Origin of the sequence: Leptothoe sp. PORK10 BA2 (assembly GCF_034932105.1) — a bacterium.
Taxonomy (GTDB): domain Bacteria; phylum Cyanobacteriota; class Cyanobacteriia; order Phormidesmidales; family Phormidesmidaceae; genus Leptothoe.
Map to the genome: position 1 here is coordinate 14,445 of NZ_JAYGIG010000141.1, position 17,603 is coordinate 32,047.

Below are 17,603 nucleotides of genomic sequence, written 5' to 3' on the forward strand. Positions count from 1 at the left end.
AACCGATGGATAGCTGGTTATACATCTTAAAAATTGCGATCGCATCCGCCCTCCTCAGCGCCCTAATTAAATGGGTCGGCCCCACCCTAGCTCTTCCCGAATCCGCCGCTCTAGCCATGGTTTTACTACCCACGGTCATCCTCGGCGGCTGGCTAGTCAGCCGTTGGAAATAAGCTATTTGAGCCGGTTTTAAATAAACCCCATGGCCACCACCCGCACCATTCCAGAAATCAATCAAAAAATCCAAGCCGGTCGCATTACCGTATGGACCGCTGAGGAAACCAAGCTTAAGGTGGCAGAACTGGGCCTAGAGGCCGCCGCCGCCGCCGTTGATGTAGTGACCACCGGCACCTTTGAACCGATGGAATCCTCCGGCGCTGTGATTAATTTAGGCCCCACCGATCCGCCCATTAATATTCGTGAATGTTACCTAGATGGCGTCATGGCCTACGCCGGATTTGGCGCAGTTGACCTCTACCTCGGCGCTAGCCAAACCGTCGGGAATAATCGCTGGGGAGACACATCCGACAGCGATGGGGCCAGCGAGCGGGGCGGTGGCCATGTGATTGCCCAGCTAATTGCCGGTAAATCGGTCCACCTCAGGGCCCTAGGCCAAGTCAGCGACTGCTATCCCCGCGCCACCTTGGACATCTCCATTAGCCGAGATAGCATCAACCAGTTTTACCTGTTTAACCCCCGCAATCTCTACCAAAATTTTATCGTCGGGGTCAACAGCAGCGACCGCCCCCTACTCACCTACCTGGGCCCCCTGCAACCCTTTCTCGGCAATGCCGTCTACGCCAATGCCGGGGCCCTGTCCCCCCTACTCAACGACCCTCACCTGCGCACCATTGGCATTGGCAGCCGCCTATTTGTGGGGGGGGCACCGGGCTACATTGCCTGGGAAGGCACCCAACATTTTCCCCGACAAAAGCGACTGCCTAATGGCACCCCTATTGGCCCCTCCGCCACCGTCGCCCTGATTGGCGATGCTAAACAAATGCAGCCTGAATGGGTGCGGGGTTGCTACTTTAGCGGCTATGGCCCCTCCCTCATGCTAGGGGTGGGGGTACCCATTCCCATTTTGGATGAAGCGGTGCTCCAGGCCTGTACCGTCAGTGATCAGGACATCATCGCCCCGGTAATTGACTTTTCCATCCCCCGCCGGGTCCGCCCCAGCTTTGGCCTAGTCAGCTATCAACAGCTCAAATCCGGTCGCATCACCATCAACGGCAACCGAGTCAGGACCGCACCGCTTTCCAGCCTTTACCTGGGGCGCAAGGTGGCCGCCACTCTCAAGGATTGGATTCTCAGGGGGGAGTTTGAACTCAGTGAACCCGTCGCCCCCCTACCCAAGCAAACGGCATTTTTACCTCAAAATAATTGAACCGGGCCCCCTTGCCTAAGCAAACGGCATTTTTACCTCAAAAAAATTAAGCGGTTGTTGAGCCTTATGGCTAAAGCTCAACAACCGCTCAAAAACTGGTTGAAAATCAGGCTTAGAAGCTACCTGGCCCCGACAAAATGGTAGCCGATGGCAGACAACCGTTACTCCTCCGAACTATCCATCGAACTATCTCTCTCCGCAGTGGTCGCCGTAGTCGTGGTACTGGCAGTGTTGCCTTCAGCCACGGTCACCGCAGTGGGCTTTTCCCCATCCTCCCCTTTAGCCAAATTGGGTTTCGGCCGGGGTGCCCCCGAGCGCTTGGCCGGTCGTCGCTTAGCGCCGAAACTATTGCCGCCGCTGGGCGGTCGCCGCGATTGCGGCGGTTGCTCAGACCGTTTTTTCGGTGGCACAGCCCCCACATAGCTGCCTTCATTCAGCACAAACTGGTTCCCTTCACGGTACACGTGCATATCCCAGAAGTAACCAATGGTTTTAACTCCGATACTGCCGTTGATCACCAACTTAAAGGGACGCTTAGGCTGCTTGCCCGTGCGCATTTTCTGGACAATGCTGACGGTGATTTCCTGTTTCCGCTCATCAAATTTGATCACTTCACCCCGAATGGAGAAATAGTCGGGTTTAATTGCATCATCAGGGGCCTCCACCGGCTCCTCTTCGTCTTCGCCTAGGGTTTCAGGTTCCCAGACACCGACAATCTGAACCGCAATGCCAATGTCATCTTGGAAAATAGTCCGGGGATAGACCACCCACAGATGGTCTTTTTCCAAATCCAAATGCTTTTTCACCAGGCTGGTGGTGCGTCCCAGCAGGACCGCACAGGTGGTGGAGCCATCGTGGTTGACGATATTACCCCGGTTAAAGGACTCTTCAGAGGGTTCATAGCGCCCCTTCAGCAGGCCAATGGCCCGATACTGCATCGGTTCGCTGGGCGGCGAAATTGGTTGCAGCCTGGGTTGGGGCTCCGCCGGTTCTGACTCCGCCGGCGGTCGCTCCTCAGCCGTGGCCGCCGTGGCCTCAACGACAGCCGGTGCGGTAGCCACCTTCGCCATAGCCGGTGCTTCAACCATCACTGCAGCAGGCTTTGCCAACGGTTCCTCAACAGGATCAGGTTTAACCGGTCGTCTCGGCGGCTTTTTTAAAGCAGGAGGATTAGAGTCAGCAGCTACGCTAGCATCCGACTCATTAGCTGGGCGCTCGGATACAGAATTGGTCATATCAGGGGGGCGACTGTCTGCAGAACTCATTAATCTCAGAACCTCCTCAATCAGGAAAATTAGCTTACTTAACGGCTTGAACGATGGTTCAAATTGTTAGTTATGGAGTTGTGTATGGGTTTTAATATCTAACCGATTGATACGAACTTATTTTTCTAAACCTATTTTCTAAACCGATTTCTAAACCTATTATTTATATCGAGTTATATCGAGTCTGTACATATTGGCTCTGCACCTAGCAGCTTTTAGATTAATAACCCAAGCCTAGCTTGAAAAACAGTTCCAGGAAGACCAAATTATTCAGTCCTTTTGCTGCTTTACGTTACCATTCATAGATTTTGGCAGATGTCAGCTCAGTTTAAGGATATTCTCTTCAATCAAATATTTGCTCTGCCCCCTGATTGATGGATATGGGCTCACTACATGGCAATATATTGACCCAAGACATTTACTATAGTCTGTTAATCTGTCCCATCGTCCGAAGAATAACGGCAATGATCTGCCTTACGGACAGTGCTTTAAAGCCGTAATCAGGCCGAGCGGTACTGGGTCATTTGGGTTTACTATGGGCAAGTTGTTTTGAAGGGGGGAATCCCATGGCTTTCAAACGCAATCGCTGGTTGATTAGCGGCATCTTACTTATAGCTGTGGTAGCCCTGCTAGCGGCCTCGCTCGGTCCCCTGCTCATGGCTGCCTTTAATCAAAATTCTGACTATGACAAAAGCAGTGCTTCAACGACCGTCGAACCAGATCAGCAGGCCGAATTAGAAGGTCGGGCCAATGGCTATGCCTTGGTCCTAGAACGAGAACCCGATAACCAGGCGGCCCTGGAAGGTCTGGTGGAAGCTCGGATTGGTCTGGGGGACCTGGCGGCGGCGGCGGAGCCCCTGGCTAGGCTGGCGGAGTTAAACCCCCAAGAGCCTCGCTATGCCGTACTCCTGGCCCAAACCAAACAACAACTTAATGATTTAGAAGGGGCGGCCCAAGTCTATCGCAGCGTGTTGACCGCCACCCCTGGGAATATGGAAGCCCTCCAGGGTTTGACTTCCTTACTCGTGGCCCAGGAACGCCCCCAGGCAGCGGTGGGACTTCTGCAAGACACGCTAAAAACAGCGGAACAGTCCAATAAAATTCAACCGGGCACTATTGATGTGATTGCGGTCAAGCTGTTGCTGGGGCAGGTCTATGCTGAGCAGTCCCGCTATGATGATGCGATCGCAACCTACGACACCGCCATTCAAGACGCCCAAGCCCTAGGGGGCACCCCAGACTTTCGCCCCACCCTAGCCAAGGGCCTCATCCTTCGGGAAACGGGTAAAGAAGAAGAGGCCAAGCCCCTTTTTGAAACCGCTCTCTCCCTAGCCCCCGTCCAGTTCAAAGACCGGATTCAGCAACTGATCAACCAAAATGCCCCAGGTCAGCCGACCGCAGGAGAAGAGGGTGGCCCCACCGAAACGCCGACCGGGGCGGTTGAATCTCCGGCTGAAACACTGCCTGAAGTCCCGGCTGAACCTGCTCCAGCCCCTACACCGACCAACCCCGAGTAGGGGATTACCAAGCAGTTATACCTAGGCAGCCTTTTGGCTGGTGGCCATGGTCGGATTACTAAAGGGCCGTGTTTGCCCTTCTTTAACCTCAACCGCATCCAGTTCCCTAAACTCGATGTGGTTGATCAGGGTAGTCACAAAGGCAAATAGTAAAAACGGCAGGGACAGAACCAAAATCAGGCCCACACAGACTAACGCATAAACTGGACGGCTAGAGCCCATGAGTGCCAACGCTGTGGCTAAGCTCAGGAACAGTACAATCAGCCAAACGATGATCTGACCATAGATGTCCCCAAAGGTCAAAGTACATGCAAACCGATACTTGGGAGCGTTATTCATATTGCCGATACTCACAGTGATCTAAATTAGTTCATTCAGCATATCTATCTACTTAACTGACTGCACCATTTCTCAATACAGCTTCAAGAAATGTCTCCGACTTTGGATCATCGCTACTTAATTTTTAATAAACCTTACGATGTCCTCAGTCAGTTCACCGACGTCGGACCCAGCAAAGGTGTGGACACTCACCGCACCACCCTCAAATCCTTTATTCCAGTCCCCGACGTATACCCCGTGGGACGGCTGGATCGAGACAGTGAAGGACTGCTACTGCTAACAGACGATGGCCAGCTGCAGCATCGTCTATGCCATCCCCGCTTTGGTCATCCCCGCACCTACTGGGCCCAGGTGGAACGTATTCCCGATGCCAGTAGCCTGCAGCAACTGCGCCAGGGGATCACCATTCGTGACTACACCACAGAACCGGCCCAGGTAGAGCTGTTACCGGTGGAGCCCATCCTCCCGCCTCGCAATCCACCGATTCGGGTACGCCAGCAGATTCCTACCGCCTGGCTGCGGCTCACCCTGCGGGAAGGGAAAAACCGTCAGGTGCGACGCATGACAGCCGCCATCGGATTTCCCACCCTACGGCTCATACGCGTTAGTATTGGTCATCTGCATCTAGGTGATCTACCCCCTGGACAGTGGCGCTACCTTGCCCCTGGCGAACGGTCAGAACTATTTCAGTTAGCTTATCCGTCAACCCATCCTTTAACAAAAGGTTGAGTTGAACCTGAACCTCAGCCAGGCAAGCCTACTCGCCCCCGTCCTCGACAACGCTACAATTGATTTGGTTGCATTTATACCAACGTCTGCATGGCTGATCGACTATGCTGTATTGTATTTCTTTCTAAAATCCTCATTTATGGATGGGTTTAGTTCCAAAGGTTACTTTGAAGGTTACTTTGTTTGACCTTTGGGAATCGTTAGTGATGACCCCTTACTCCCGTTGCTGTTGAGTTATTCTGACTATCGGTAACGCTCCATTTTGCTCAGCTGCGATCATTGTCAACGGTCTTTTTGTATCCACTGATGATCATTTGTCCATACTGCCAATTTAAGAATCCTACCGAGCACAAATTTTGCCAGTCATGTGGATCGCCACTGCAGCTTTGGAGAGCCTTGATTCTTCCAGGGACGTCACCGGTTGCCTTGATTGCCGATGCACAAACAGACGAAGCCAGCCAGCTAGCTAGCCAGCCCACCAGTCAACTAAGCAGTGGTGACACAGACATTTGGCAACAGGTAGCGGTTTCTCAGGCAACGCCCATGGCCCCCTCCGCAGAAAGGGTGCGAGCTGTCGGAGATTGGTTGGATACCCAGGAGCGCTATCGACTGGTGGAGGAGCTGCGCCTGAGTGCAGATAATCAAAAACCTGTGGAAGCTAGGGTAACAGATACAAAACCCAATGATATGGCCTCCTCCCTAGTGGAACAGCGGCAGCAGTTCTCTTTGGTGCCCCTGGGGGAAACGGATGAAACCCAGCTCTTTCCCCTGATGGCTTATCCCTATCTAGCCCTCCACGGTCGTTTCTTTCCCTCCATCCCAGAACTTCAGCAGGCTTGGATTGAACCCGATTACAGTGTCTTAATCATTGAAGATCGGCGAGCCTTGCCTGATTTGCTGAGCGTCTGGCAAGAGGCCACCCTCGATCCGCTACAGCAAGTCCATAGTTTCTATGTCATGGCCGAGCTGTGGGAAGCTATGGCTGCCTTTAAGGGTCAGGGCAGTTTGCTTAACATTAGCAATCTATGCATGGACGAGGACCAGATCGTCTGTCTGCGATGCATTGAAATGGGTCCCTATGTTCACGACTATCGCCTGGCCGACATGGGTCTGCTGTGGCAGTCTTTACTCCAGTCCAATAACCAATCCCTAGAGGACCTGACTCATTTGGCGGCCCAGGTAACTGAAGGACAGTTTGAGGGCATTGATGACTTAAAGGAACGTTTGGTTGAGATCGCGGATAAATATCAGCTAGGGACGGATATTTCCACCGCCACCTCCGAAACAACACCCGATAGAAATGTCCTAGCAGACCTAGGCATTCCAGGATTAGAAGGCATTGACCTGTCGGAAGATGCGGCTATGGATAGCATCGATTCACCCACCATGGTGTTACCGATGAAGCTTACGGGGCTAGAGGATGCGGGCCAATCCCATGTAGGTCAGCAGCGAAACCATAATGAAGATAACTACTTCATCCAGTCCGCCCTGAGGCGAGAAGAAACCCCAGCCGCCCAGACCTTAGACGCTCGCTGTGCCTACATCCTTTGCGATGGCATGGGGGGCCACTCCGGCGGCGAAATTGCCAGTCAATTAGCGGTGGACCACCTCCGCGCCTACCTGGATGAGCATTGGACGTCAGATCTGCCCAGCGAAACTGAACTTCGCCATGGCATTAACCTGGCCAACCAGGTACTCTACGACAAAAACCAGGCAGAGGAACGCACCGGCAGTGCCCGCATGGGCACCACCCTAGTCATGCTCCTGGTCAAGGGCACCCAGGCCGTGGCCGCCCATGTGGGGGACAGTCGGCTATATCGCTATACCAAACGTCTGGGGCTACAGCAGATCACCGTTGACCATGAAGTGGGCCAGCGGGAAATTAAGCGCGGTGTAGAGCCTGCTATTGCTTACGCCAGACCCGATGCCTACCAGCTCACCCAAGCCCTGGGTCCCTGCGGGCAGGATGCCCTAGATCCCGGCTTTAATTATTTGAACCTGACGGAAGACACGCTGCTGCTGCTGTGTTCCGATGGTCTCAGTGATGACAGACTGCTGGAAACCCATTGCGCTAGCCATATCGAGCCGATTCTCCGGGGCCATAAAGGGATCGAAGAAGGTGTGGCCGACCTGATTGAATTGGCCAACGAACACAACGGCCATGACAACATTACGGTCTTGGTGGTGAAGCTCAAGGTCAAACCAGACCTTTCCAAACTTCAATCTATTTAGCCAACCGTTTAGACCCTGTACGATCGGTTTAAAAAGGGCGTTCCATGGAACGCCCTTACATGGGTTTAGGCAAGGTTTAAACCCTGTTTGGTTTAAACCAAATACGTATACTGGCTCAAACTCTCCTCATAGTTTTGCAACAGTAGTTGCGCCTCCGTCAGGGTAATCTGTTTCTCCTTGAGGGATATTTCCGAACGGCGGCGAATTTGTTCTACCAGGGCCTCAGAATCATACTGTACATAGCTCAGTACCTCTTTCATGGTGTCCCCCTTTACCACATGTTCAATGGTGTACCCCTGGGGAGTCACCTGAATATGAACCATGTTGGTATCCCCAAAAAGATTGTGCAGATTTCCCATGGTTTCTTGGTAGGCCCCATTGAGAAACATCCCCAGATAATAGGGCTCCTGTGGCTTTAGCTCATGGAGTTCCAACACCGATTTCGCCCCGTGCAAACCAATAAACTGGTCAATTTTGCCATCACTGTCACAGGTCAAATCAGCCAGGGTCGCTCGACAGGTGGGTTCCTCGTTCAGACGATGAATGGGCATAATCGGAAACAGCTGATCGATGGCCCAGGTATCCGGGGCGGATTGAAACACGGAGAGATTAATGTAGTAAATAGAAGCCATCATCTTTTCCAAGCCCGCCAAGTCATCAGGCACATAGGTTTCCTGGCGCAGCACTTGAATAATTTTCTGGCAGCAGGCCCAAAAGAGATTTTCCACCCTGGCTCGCTCAGTCAAACTGAGATAGCCAAAGTTAAACAGACTGGTGGCTTCCCCTTTAAACTGCTCGGCATCATGGAAAACTTCTTGGTAATTGCTGGGGTTAATGGTTTGGTAGGCCTCGTACAACTCCTTGAGAATGGCATGATCTTCTGGAGATGGTTCAAACGGTTTCTGGGGACGAACCTCACTGCTGCCGAGCACATCAAATACCAACACGGACTGGTGTGAGGCAATGGCCCGACCACTTTCGCTGATCAGGGTCGGCACTGGTAAATCTTTGGCGGAGCAGGCTTCTTTGACCTCCGCAACAACATCATTGGCGTAGTTTTGAATACTATAATTTTTCGAGGCTGGCACATTAGTTTTGGAACCGTTATAGTCCACCCCCAGGCCACCGCCCACATCTAGGTATTGCATATTGGCCCCCAGATAAACCAGTTCCACATAGATTTGGCAGGCTTCCCGCAGAGCATCTTTAATGATGCTGATGGATGACATTTGGGAGCCGATGTGAAAATGCAGCAACTGTAAGCACGACAGCATATCCGTTGCTTTTAACTGGTCCACCACGGTCAAAATTTCGGGAATCGTCAGGCCAAATTTTGCCCGATCGCCTGCTGATCCCCCCCAGCGTCCTACGCCTTTGGTGGAGAGTTTTGCCCGCACCCCTAGACGGGGACGAATATTCAGCCGTTGGCTAATTTCAATCACCAGGGGTAGCTCATCCAGTTGTTCTAAGACAATCATTGGCTGTTGACCTAGTTTTTGTCCCAGCATGGCAGTCTCCAGGTAAGCCCGATCCTTATAGCCATTACAGATGAGCAGGGCTCCAGGGGTTTTTAAAGTGGCCAGGGCAATCAAAAGTTCAGGCTTAGACCCGGCTTCTAACCCAAATTGATAACGCTCGCCAAATCTGACCAGATCTTCTACTAAATGGCGTTGCTGGTTACATTTGACTGGGAACACTCCCCGGTAACAACCGTCATAGGCATACTTGGAGATAGCCTTGGCAAAGCAAGAATTGAGTCGTTCGATGCGATCTTCCAGAATGTCAGAGAAACGAACAAGAATCGGGAGGGATAGTTTTCGTACCTGCAATGCCTGAATCAGTTCGTGCAAATTTAAGGATCCACCGCGGTCGCCCTGGGGTGAGACAATCACATGCCCCGCTGCATTGATGGAAAAATAGGGCTCTCCCCAACCGTTGATGCGATAGAGTTCTTCACTGTCCTCAATAGTCCACGCCGGGCTGTCTGAAGAGAGTCTACCGGTGGCGGGCATTTCAGATTTAGCAGCGGTAGGCGCAGTATGTTGATTGACGGAAGCGGGTGTTGAACTCATCAAGGTATTTCCTTTAACAAAGGTGTAATGATAGTTTAAATTTATCCCCAGCTTATCTGTAAGGTTTCAGTAAGTCTGAATAATTGAGACACTGAGCTATGGTAGCTAGACGTAGATTACTCGGCTGACATCGTTACTAAGCCAAAGGATGAACTGATAAGTCAATAAGGCATTATGCCAGGATTTTCTAGGTTCATTCATGGTGTAAATCAGTAACGGCCACTAATGTTTATTTAGATAATTTGTACAAAGGGATACCTTCAATCCATGAAAACACGTACAGCCCCGATACCGGTTGTCCCTGCTTTGACAGTCGATTTTATAATTTTGCTGGTGGCGGTGTTTGCTGCTTTTCTCTTTAGTCAAGCCATTAATTTAGCGTTGTCATCGGAAGCGATCAATGAAACATTGCAGGCTCCTCCCCAGTTCCTGGTGATGGTGTCCAGTGTGATCATTCCTGTGGTCCATATTTTTATGGATGGGGTAAATGCGTTGGTTAATCGTTTTAAGCTGCCCTTTGCGGGTAGCCGCAAACGAGCTCAGCACATTTATGCCAAACGCATTCACCTGGGGTTATTAGCGCTTTATTTTAATGCGATTTTAGTGGCCCTCTGCTGGTCGGCCTCTGCCATGCCTGTCATGTCCAAAATTTACTTGGCAGCGGTGTTTGCGATCGCAATCTACGCCCTAGGCCAAAGCATCCCATCCACCAAACTGAGCTTCACCATGGCCGGGGTACTATTTGTGATTGTACTCCTAGCGACCCAGACATTTATCATCGCCAAAACCCAAGCCGAAGCCGAGAAGGCCGGTGAAGAACTGCGGGAACGTCTTGGGGGCGAGGCGCCTGATAAAGATGAAGATAAAGATAAAGATCAATAAAAGCGCCTATCGGTGGCCAGGGTCTAGGAAAGCTCCACCACCGCCTGATTTTTAGCCAACACCTCTGCCGTCAGCAAATCCTCCACCGTGACCCGCAGTAGCCGGTCTTGGTCAACGATAAAACTCAGCCGCACCCGGTCTTCCCCCGGCATCCCAGGGGGGGTGAGGGATGCAATACTGGGCGCTTTTTCATTTAAGGGTTGGGCCATGGCGTTCCCTGTTTTAGCTTGGCGGGTAACGAGACGATTGCCCTCAAAGTAGACCTCCGTACTTCCCTGGTCCCGCCCTAGTTCACCAATAATCAACTCGATGCTGGGCTGTTTTTCACTGGAGGCTCCCAACACCAGCTCTATAGGCTCTGCCATTGGGTAGGGCTGCCCCTGGGGAATAATCCGGTGCCAGCCATGACGATTATGGCGGCGGTCCCAAAAACGCACTCCATAGCCGTGGTACAAAAAGTCCGTCAGCTGCACCTGCTGTAGTTGTAAAGCCCCGGCAGCAACCGCAGAAAAGGGCCGATCGCTGCATACCCGATTGCCTTCAAATCGCTGCTTGACCCAAGTCTGGATAGCCGGAATCTGGGTGGTGCCCCCCACCAGCAACACCGCATCAATATCTGCCAGCTCCAAGCCCTGTCTACGCCCCTCCTGTAATACCTGGTTCACCCGACTCTCCAACCGTTCAAAGAATCCCTGGTGGTGCAGAATTGCCTCAAACTGGTCGCGGGTGAGGGTCAGCTCATAGCTTTCGAAGGTTTCATCATCAAAATAGCTTTCGCTGGCGCTGAGGGCCGTAGACAGCTGAATTTTAAGCTGTTCCGCCAGTCGCAGGGTGAGGGGAGATAGGGGTAGATGATGGCGATCGCACAGATCCTGGGCTACCCATTGATCAATATCCGCCCCCCCCAGATTTTCCCCCGCCTTTGCCAATACCTTTGCCGTTGAAACCCGCTGAGCCGAAGTGCCCATGGCTTTCTGGCCCCATTTGAGAATGTGCCCCAGGGCCTGGGCCCGCCCGCCCCGCAGCTGCACAATGGCCAAATCCAGGGTGCCGCCACCAAAGTCAATTACCAATACGGTTTCATTGCTGGTTAAGCCATAGCCCAAGGCAGCTGCCGTGGGTTCATCGAGCATCCGCACCCGGTTAATGTCCCAGCGCTGGCACAGAGTGCCGAGCCAGCTGCGGTAGGTTTCAAAGCTGTCCACCGGGACGGTTAAAACCACCTCATCGAGGCCATCCCCATGGAGGCCATCGGCTTCCTGCTGCTGGAGCTGCTCCATCACCTGGGTGAGAAACCAGTCCCCCACCTGCTCAAAGGACAGAATACGGCCATCCACATCCGGCATAAACCCCTGGATGGAGGTGCCAATGCCGCGCTTAAAGTTTTTAAAGCAGCGCTCCGCCGACTGATCCAGCCCCCGATCGCGCACCGGCTGACCAATTAACACCCGCTCCTGCTGGGCGTCTTCCACGTAGAGCAAACTGGGCACCACGGCCGGCCCGGCCCCCCGCTGAGCCACAGCCTCTAGGGTGAGCACTTCAGCCGCTTGGGTGGCGGCATTCCACCGGCAAAGCACCGTATTACTGGTACCAAAGTCAATTGCTAATACCATCAGAATGCCTGTTTAGAGTGTTGCGATCGCAAGCCCCAACACCCCCCCAATAAACATACCGAAAAAGCAAAAACTAAGGACGGTTAAGCTGCAGCGGGTGCGTCCCATCTCCGTCAACATGCGATCGCCCGCATGGGCAATCAACAAACTGCAGATCGCCGTCAGCAGCAAAACCCCAACATTGGTAAAAAATATCGCCAGACTGATGCGGAAAAATTGAATCGCGTCAATATCGGAGGTACCCCCATACCCCACCGCAATGGCCAGGGCCACCACCGACAAAGCAGTACCCAAGCAGGTGGCCCAGCGGGATAGCAAAACCCGCCCGCCAGTCAGGGACGATAGGGCCTTGGGACCCGCCAGCAAAATTGACTGGATCAGAGTGCCCCCAAAGGCCAGGGGCCACACCCAGTAGGGGGGAGAAAATACGGACAGCAGTAGCCCCACCACCCCATGCACAATCAGCACCACAGACAACAGGGGCCAAGGGATACCCATGGCCGGACGAGCTTTTCCCACTCGCCGAGGAAGCTGATTATTGAGCGGTCGGGGCGGTTGGTTAAAGGGTTGGTTATTCATGGAAACAAAAATAATGACCGACTGGGGTCCGGACCGGCCTCACGCCGTGATGGGAGCCGTGCTGCTATAGATACTAGCAGCCCAAATGCCTTAAACCCCAGCCCTTAAACCCTAGAGTTTAGCCCCCAGATTTTAGACAGAATCCACCAGACCAAACTCTGCCATCGCCGGGACAAAGTTACGGTTCTCATGGCTGGGACGACTGAGCTTAATCAACGCAAACCGCTGAGCCGGTGTCAACCCCTGCCAAGCCCCAGGGGCAATGTCCAGCTGGTGAGCCATGGCCTGCTGTTTAACCGACTCAGGAATGGCGTTATCCAACCAGGGGGGATGGGCCACCACGTCAATTTCCTTAGCCGGTTGGCCATTGTAATGGGTGACCAGGGCCTGCAGGTGCTGCCGGTAAGCCAGGATGCTGACCGGGGTGTCGCAGGCCAGAGCCACCAACGTCTGTCGTTCAGCCTGGGTGAACTGGTTCCAATGGTTGAGCTTGAGCTTCACACCACAGGTATCTAACTTGAGCCTGACTGCCATGGGAATACATCGCAGTGAACCGATAAACTCCTGCTCAAACTGAAAGCCACCGGATTCCATATACATTCACCCAATTTCTATGCGTTCTATTCAGCGTCTATTTGACTATTGTTGATCGCCTGCCGCTCACCTGATGGATTAAATCAGGCAATTAGGCCTGGGGACGGGGGCTAGACCAGCCTGGGAACCATCAATCATTACGAACTTTGTCAGAGTATTGAATTTTGTAACGGCTTTACGACGGGTCTAGATCCTCTAAACTCTTCTGCTTGACTGGTTCAAGAAGGTGCGCAACACTAAGTATCAGGACTAGGGTAAGCACTCCATTTCTCAATGCTCTGTATTAATTTTATGTATGGAGTTTTAACTAACCTTTAGTTATGGTTTGTTTATCGCTTTGCCCCTAGACTTTTCCGTCGATGTGGCCATTCCCAGGAGAGGTGAATCCCTTTGGAAACTCTGGAATTTGTTATTTATCCCGACGGCCGAGTCAAAGAACTGGTGACAGGCGTTGTGGGTCGTTCCTGTTCTGAAGTAACTGCCGCTGTTGAAGCCCAGTTAGGTCAAGTCTTGTCCCAGGAAAAAACCTCTGAGTTTTTTGCCCAGGACAATCAGCTCACCAGTGAGCAGACAGATTCCCAGACTAATTACACCAGCTGGTAGTCGGGCTAAGCCCATCACTGCAGCCTAAAATCGGCCCCATGGCCATGTTGTTAAATTCGATAAAATACAGGGTTTAAGATGTCGCACTTTAGCCAGATTAAAACCAAGATTCGCCACCTACCAGCCCTACAGTCTGCCCTGACGGACGTGGGTACCGATTGGAAGGTGGGGCCACAGACCGTCCGGGGCTACCAGGGCAAGACCGAAACTGCTGACGTTGTCATCGAGCAAGACAATGGCTACGATGTCGGCTTTAAGCGGAATGTTGATACTGGCGACTATGAGCTGGTGGCCGACATGCAGTATTGGCAGCAGTCCTTGTCCGTAGATGGGTTTTTGAACCAGGTGACCCAGCGCTACGCCTATCACACAGTGGTCACCGAAACCACCCGTCAGGGATTTCAAGTAGCTGAGCAACAGACCGCTAAGGATGGCTCCATTCGTCTGGTTTTACAGCGCTGGGCCCAGAGCTAGACTTTGCCAGCAAAGCTAATTTGATGGGGCGGCTCTGGGGCATTTAGCTTCAGGTCGCCTTTGTTATAGGAATTGATTAAAAATTGGGTACCAATTCAAAGCGAGACGTTTTCCCAAGGATAGTATTCAGAAGGCAGGAGTCAGGAATCAGGGCCTCACTGGCTCCTGATTCCCCACCTAGCTAGGATTTCCCAGTTTAAGTTGATACCCTAAAAATTGATTGGGATCTCCCAGATAAGATTGCTGTTGGGTCCTGCTTTTGAGGTCGTCCCCATAGGATTGGAGTAGCGATTGATGACTTTACCAACCGAGCCTACTGGTGCTCCTGAACGTTCCGGTTTGGAGCCTGAATTAGGTGGGATTCTAAGGAATGCGGCCGCTCGCTCTGGTCTAGAACCTGAGTTGGGTGGGGCGTTTCGTCAAAAGGGCGTCTATGTGGATGAAATCACCTGCATTGGTTGTAAAAACTGTGCCCATGTGGCTCGCAACACGTTTTATATAGAGCCCCTATACGGTCGGGCTCGGGCGGTGCGCCAAGATGGAGACGAGGAAGCTCTGATTCAAGAAGCTATTGATACCTGTCCGGTGAATTGCATTCACTGGGTGGACTATACCAAGCTGAAGCATTTGGAAGAAGAACGCCGTCACCAGGTGATTCCAGTAGCTGGGTTTCCCATCAATCAAGGATTGGTCCGTCGTAAAAACCGCGTCACCAAAGAATCGTAGGGCGGGCCAAGGATATTTGCCCAGGTTCACCCCCCATGACCCGTGAACCTGGCACAACTTACTCAAACAATTCATTCACTACCGGACGATTAGCCCCGGTGTAAATCACCTCCACCCGTAAGGGCCGTCCAGGGGCTGGGCTAATGGCTGCAGGTGCGATCGCAGGCGCATTTTCACTAATCCGTTCAATGGCCATAATTCTGCCATTGGGGGCGATTTGTAGGTGATACACCAGGGGATAAGGGCTCCCTGTGGGTTGGTAAGGGGCGAGTTGGGTTGCGATCGCATCTAACATCGCCCTACCCACCCCGTTGGCCCCACCGTCTTCCTGTGGTCCAGACTGCCGTGCTGCACTCGCTGCCAAATCGCCAGAACCACTGCCCGGATCACGGGCAGCATCAGCGGTATCACCACTCTCCAAGTTTGCTTCCGGCTGTATGGCCGTTTCGGCAGTGGGAGCGATGACACTGGCAGCAGGCGACGGGGCAGCAGGGGCTTCAGCACTGGCTATCTCAGGCATGGCGTCCTCGGGACCAGAATCCAGCTCAAAACCAGCGACGTCTTCGTCTAAGGGTTTGGATGCAGTAGGGGCGATATCAGTGGCTTCGGTCTGGGGGGCATTTTGCTGTCGGGCCAAGTCTTGATTGATCTTCAAGCTAGGCTCATCTGCAGTCCGGCCCAACTCTGTAGATGATGGACCAGTCCCTGGGCGGGTTTCCAGCCGCTCAGGACTGGCATCAGAACTAGCTTCGGGGCTGGGGGCCGTTTGGGGGGCAGCTGCGCCACCCTCTTCCAACTCTGTTGATTGAGGGGACTGGGAGGTAACGAAGTCGTTTAAGCCTGCCGGTCTGTCCCGCAGGTACACCGCTGTCGTGACGCCAACGGCGACTAATAGGGAGGCTGCCGCTGAGCTGACCCACGGACGCTGGGTCTTTGCCTTGGCTAATGCTTTGGCGGCTCGGGGTAAGGTGATCTGGTGTTGACCGTAGGCACTGAGTACCTCCGCCAGGTCAAATAACTGCAGCGTAGTGAGTTCTAGTTGCTGGTCTAGAATTTCTAGGCGATGGTTTTGGGGCCAGGCTTGGTGGGTGAGATGGGTTTGTACATAGGCTTCGACGGCATCGCTCACGACCACTAGATGTTGCTGATCGCCGGTGATCAAGCGCTGCTGTCCTGACCAGAGGCTAAAGCGCAGCTGGCGCACCACGGGCCGGTCGCTCCATTGGGATAGCGCTGATTGATGCGCCGTTACCTCCAGGGTATAGTCGCCAGACGAATAACGCTGGGTATCGATGGGTAGAACTGGGGACATCTGGGGGTTTGGGTCAGATGGGTAACATCTGAACAGCGTAGGCGCTACGGTTATAGCTTACTAGGCGAACCCCGTTGAGGCTAGGGTGGTTACCGTTAGGGAAACGGGTGGGTGCGCCTTTATCTGGTACCCAGCCTCTGGCTGGGCACTTGCCGGGGGGCTCTGCCCCCAAATTTGTTCTCATCAGTGGCAGAGCCACGGGATTGCTCGCCAGGCGGAACCTGGGAGCCAGGATGGAGCCTGGGAGCCAGGATGGAGCCTGGGAGCCAGGAAACTATTTCCAGGTTTGCGGTTGTTGTTCTTTGATGAATTCGGCTGCTGCTTCAGGGCTGTCAAACGAGCCTGGATATCTTTGGTGCAAAATATCGGCTAACTTGTCGCAGTCTCGGTTTTTGCCGCCTTCAATTTTAATGTTGCCGGGCAGTGGAGAATTGCAGAGATAGGGTGAGTTTTTACCTGTTAATTGGTTTTGAGTAAGTCCTTTTGTGGTACGTAAATCCGTAGCCAGGAAAATAGCGGAGCTGAGGTCAGCGAAGCTGAGGTCGGCGTAGCTGAGGACGGCGGATCTCATGTCGGCGTAGCTGAGGACGGCGGATCTCATGTCGGCGGAGCTGAGGATGGCGTAGCTGAGGACGGCGGAGCTAAGGTCGGCGGAGCTGAGGATGGCGGAGCTAAGGTCGGCGGAGCTAAGGTCGGCGGAGCTGAGGTCGGCGGAGCTGAGGTCGGCGGATCTGAGGCTGGCGGATCTGAGGCTGGCGGATCTGAGGCTGGCGGATCTGAGGACGGCGGATCTGAGGCTGGCGGCTCTGAGGTTGGCGTAGCTGAGGTCGGCGTAGCTGAGGTCGGCGGATCTGAGGCTGGCGGATCTGAGGCTGGCGGCTCTGAAGTCGGCGGATCTGAGGTCAGCGGATCTGAGGTTGGCTTCTGATAACTTGGCTCCGTCAAGTGGACGACAATGACCAAATACTCGTTCTAAAAAGTACCCAGGAATTACTGCATAGGATCTCTTTTCAGAACACCCAGCTACCAACGCCTGAACCGCTTGTTTTTTCTCAGATTTATTGTCATTCTCCAAACGGCCATGGTCCTTTGTTATATTGTCTTCACGCCTGATGTGTTCTAATGGTGCAGTAACAATTAGAGCTGGAATAATAGACCTCTTGCAAAAATGATTATGTGTTAGCCTGAAAGGCTTTTCTAACTCTTTCAGGCCAGGTTGAGTTCATAGTTGTAGAGGGCGGCGATTAAATTGAAACGCAGCCCATAGCGCCGTCGTCGA

General features: G+C 53.0%; 17 protein-coding genes. 9 read left to right on the forward strand and 8 right to left on the reverse strand.

Annotated features, from left to right (window positions below; all coding sequences use genetic code 11):
* The first annotated feature begins 5 nt into the window (after nt 1-5).
* On the forward strand, nt 6-173 hold the full coding sequence (locus tag VB741_RS22760; RefSeq protein ID WP_323367508.1) for a hypothetical protein: 168 nt from the start codon (nt 6-8) through the stop codon (nt 171-173).
* A gap of 29 nt (nt 174-202) precedes the next feature.
* Nucleotides 203-1,387 (forward strand): homocysteine biosynthesis protein, encoded by a 1,185-nt coding sequence (locus VB741_RS22765; RefSeq protein WP_323367509.1) that lies wholly within the window; start codon nt 203-205, stop codon nt 1,385-1,387.
* Nucleotides 1,388-1,548: 161 nt separating this feature from the next.
* Here the strand turns inward: VB741_RS22765 and VB741_RS22770 are convergent, their stop codons facing one another.
* Nucleotides 1,549-2,652, reverse strand: coding sequence for a hypothetical protein (locus VB741_RS22770; protein WP_323367510.1), 1,104 nt, complete (start codon nt 2,650-2,652; stop codon nt 1,549-1,551).
* 566 nt (nt 2,653-3,218) lie between these two features.
* Between VB741_RS22770 and VB741_RS22775 the strand changes: the two genes are divergently transcribed.
* Nucleotides 3,219-4,169, forward strand: coding sequence for a tetratricopeptide repeat protein (locus VB741_RS22775; RefSeq protein WP_323367511.1), 951 nt, complete (start codon nt 3,219-3,221; stop codon nt 4,167-4,169).
* Nucleotides 4,170-4,190: 21 nt separating this feature from the next.
* Here the strand turns inward: VB741_RS22775 and VB741_RS22780 are convergent, their stop codons facing one another.
* Nucleotides 4,191-4,508 carry a hypothetical protein gene (locus VB741_RS22780; protein ID WP_323367512.1) on the reverse strand — a complete coding sequence of 106 codons (318 nt, stop codon included), beginning with the start codon at nt 4,506-4,508 and terminating at the stop codon, nt 4,191-4,193.
* 90 nt (nt 4,509-4,598) lie between these two features.
* Between VB741_RS22780 and VB741_RS22785 the strand changes: the two genes are divergently transcribed.
* Nucleotides 4,599-5,237 carry a pseudouridine synthase gene (locus tag VB741_RS22785; protein ID WP_323367513.1) on the forward strand — a complete coding sequence of 213 codons (639 nt, stop codon included), beginning with the start codon at nt 4,599-4,601 and terminating at the stop codon, nt 5,235-5,237.
* A 306-nt stretch (nt 5,238-5,543) separates the two neighbouring features.
* Nucleotides 5,544-7,469 (forward strand): serine/threonine phosphatase, encoded by a 1,926-nt coding sequence (locus VB741_RS22790; protein WP_323367514.1) that lies wholly within the window; start codon nt 5,544-5,546, stop codon nt 7,467-7,469.
* Between the two features lie 92 nt (nt 7,470-7,561).
* Here VB741_RS22790 and speA read toward each other — a convergent pair whose 3' ends face one another.
* The gene (gene speA, locus VB741_RS22795) at nt 7,562-9,481 is read right to left on the reverse strand and encodes a biosynthetic arginine decarboxylase (RefSeq protein ID WP_442786434.1); all 1,920 of its coding nucleotides are present in this window, start codon (nt 9,479-9,481) and stop codon (nt 7,562-7,564) included.
* Nucleotides 9,482-9,808: 327 nt separating this feature from the next.
* On the opposite strand from speA, the gene VB741_RS22800 reads away from it, so the two are divergent.
* Nucleotides 9,809-10,423: a hypothetical protein gene (locus tag VB741_RS22800; protein WP_323367516.1), complete on the forward strand. Its 615-nt coding sequence runs from the start codon at nt 9,809-9,811 to the stop codon at nt 10,421-10,423.
* A gap of 23 nt (nt 10,424-10,446) precedes the next feature.
* Here the strand turns inward: VB741_RS22800 and VB741_RS22805 are convergent, their stop codons facing one another.
* The 3 genes from VB741_RS22805 to VB741_RS22815 all read right to left on the reverse strand — a co-directional run bounded on the left by VB741_RS22805 (nt 10,447) and on the right by VB741_RS22815 (nt 13,209).
* On the reverse strand, nt 10,447-12,036 hold the full coding sequence (locus tag VB741_RS22805) for an Hsp70 family protein (protein ID WP_323367517.1): 1,590 nt from the start codon (nt 12,034-12,036) through the stop codon (nt 10,447-10,449).
* Nucleotides 12,037-12,048: 12 nt separating this feature from the next.
* Nucleotides 12,049-12,615 (reverse strand): hypothetical protein, encoded by a 567-nt coding sequence (locus tag VB741_RS22810; RefSeq protein WP_323367518.1) that lies wholly within the window; start codon nt 12,613-12,615, stop codon nt 12,049-12,051.
* 132 nt (nt 12,616-12,747) lie between these two features.
* Nucleotides 12,748-13,209, reverse strand: coding sequence for a nitrate reductase associated protein (locus tag VB741_RS22815; protein ID WP_442786435.1), 462 nt, complete (start codon nt 13,207-13,209; stop codon nt 12,748-12,750).
* Nucleotides 13,210-13,599: 390 nt separating this feature from the next.
* Here VB741_RS22815 and VB741_RS22820 point away from each other — a divergent pair, with 390 nt between their 5' ends.
* The 3 genes from VB741_RS22820 to VB741_RS22830 all read left to right on the forward strand — a co-directional run bounded on the left by VB741_RS22820 (nt 13,600) and on the right by VB741_RS22830 (nt 15,012).
* The gene (locus VB741_RS22820; RefSeq protein ID WP_323367520.1) at nt 13,600-13,812 is read left to right on the forward strand and encodes a DUF2997 domain-containing protein; all 213 of its coding nucleotides are present in this window, start codon (nt 13,600-13,602) and stop codon (nt 13,810-13,812) included.
* A gap of 78 nt (nt 13,813-13,890) precedes the next feature.
* Nucleotides 13,891-14,286, forward strand: a complete 396-nt coding sequence (locus VB741_RS22825) for a DUF1257 domain-containing protein (protein ID WP_323367521.1) — start codon at nt 13,891-13,893, stop codon at nt 14,284-14,286.
* Nucleotides 14,287-14,580: 294 nt separating this feature from the next.
* The gene (locus VB741_RS22830) at nt 14,581-15,012 is read left to right on the forward strand and encodes a ferredoxin (protein ID WP_323367522.1); all 432 of its coding nucleotides are present in this window, start codon (nt 14,581-14,583) and stop codon (nt 15,010-15,012) included.
* A 58-nt stretch (nt 15,013-15,070) separates the two neighbouring features.
* Here VB741_RS22830 and VB741_RS22835 read toward each other — a convergent pair whose 3' ends face one another.
* Nucleotides 15,071-16,324 (reverse strand): DUF4335 domain-containing protein, encoded by a 1,254-nt coding sequence (locus VB741_RS22835; RefSeq protein ID WP_323367523.1) that lies wholly within the window; start codon nt 16,322-16,324, stop codon nt 15,071-15,073.
* Between the two features lie 274 nt (nt 16,325-16,598).
* The gene (locus tag VB741_RS22840; protein ID WP_323367524.1) at nt 16,599-17,399 is read right to left on the reverse strand and encodes a pentapeptide repeat-containing protein; all 801 of its coding nucleotides are present in this window, start codon (nt 17,397-17,399) and stop codon (nt 16,599-16,601) included.
* Between the last annotated feature and the right edge of the window lie 204 nt (nt 17,400-17,603).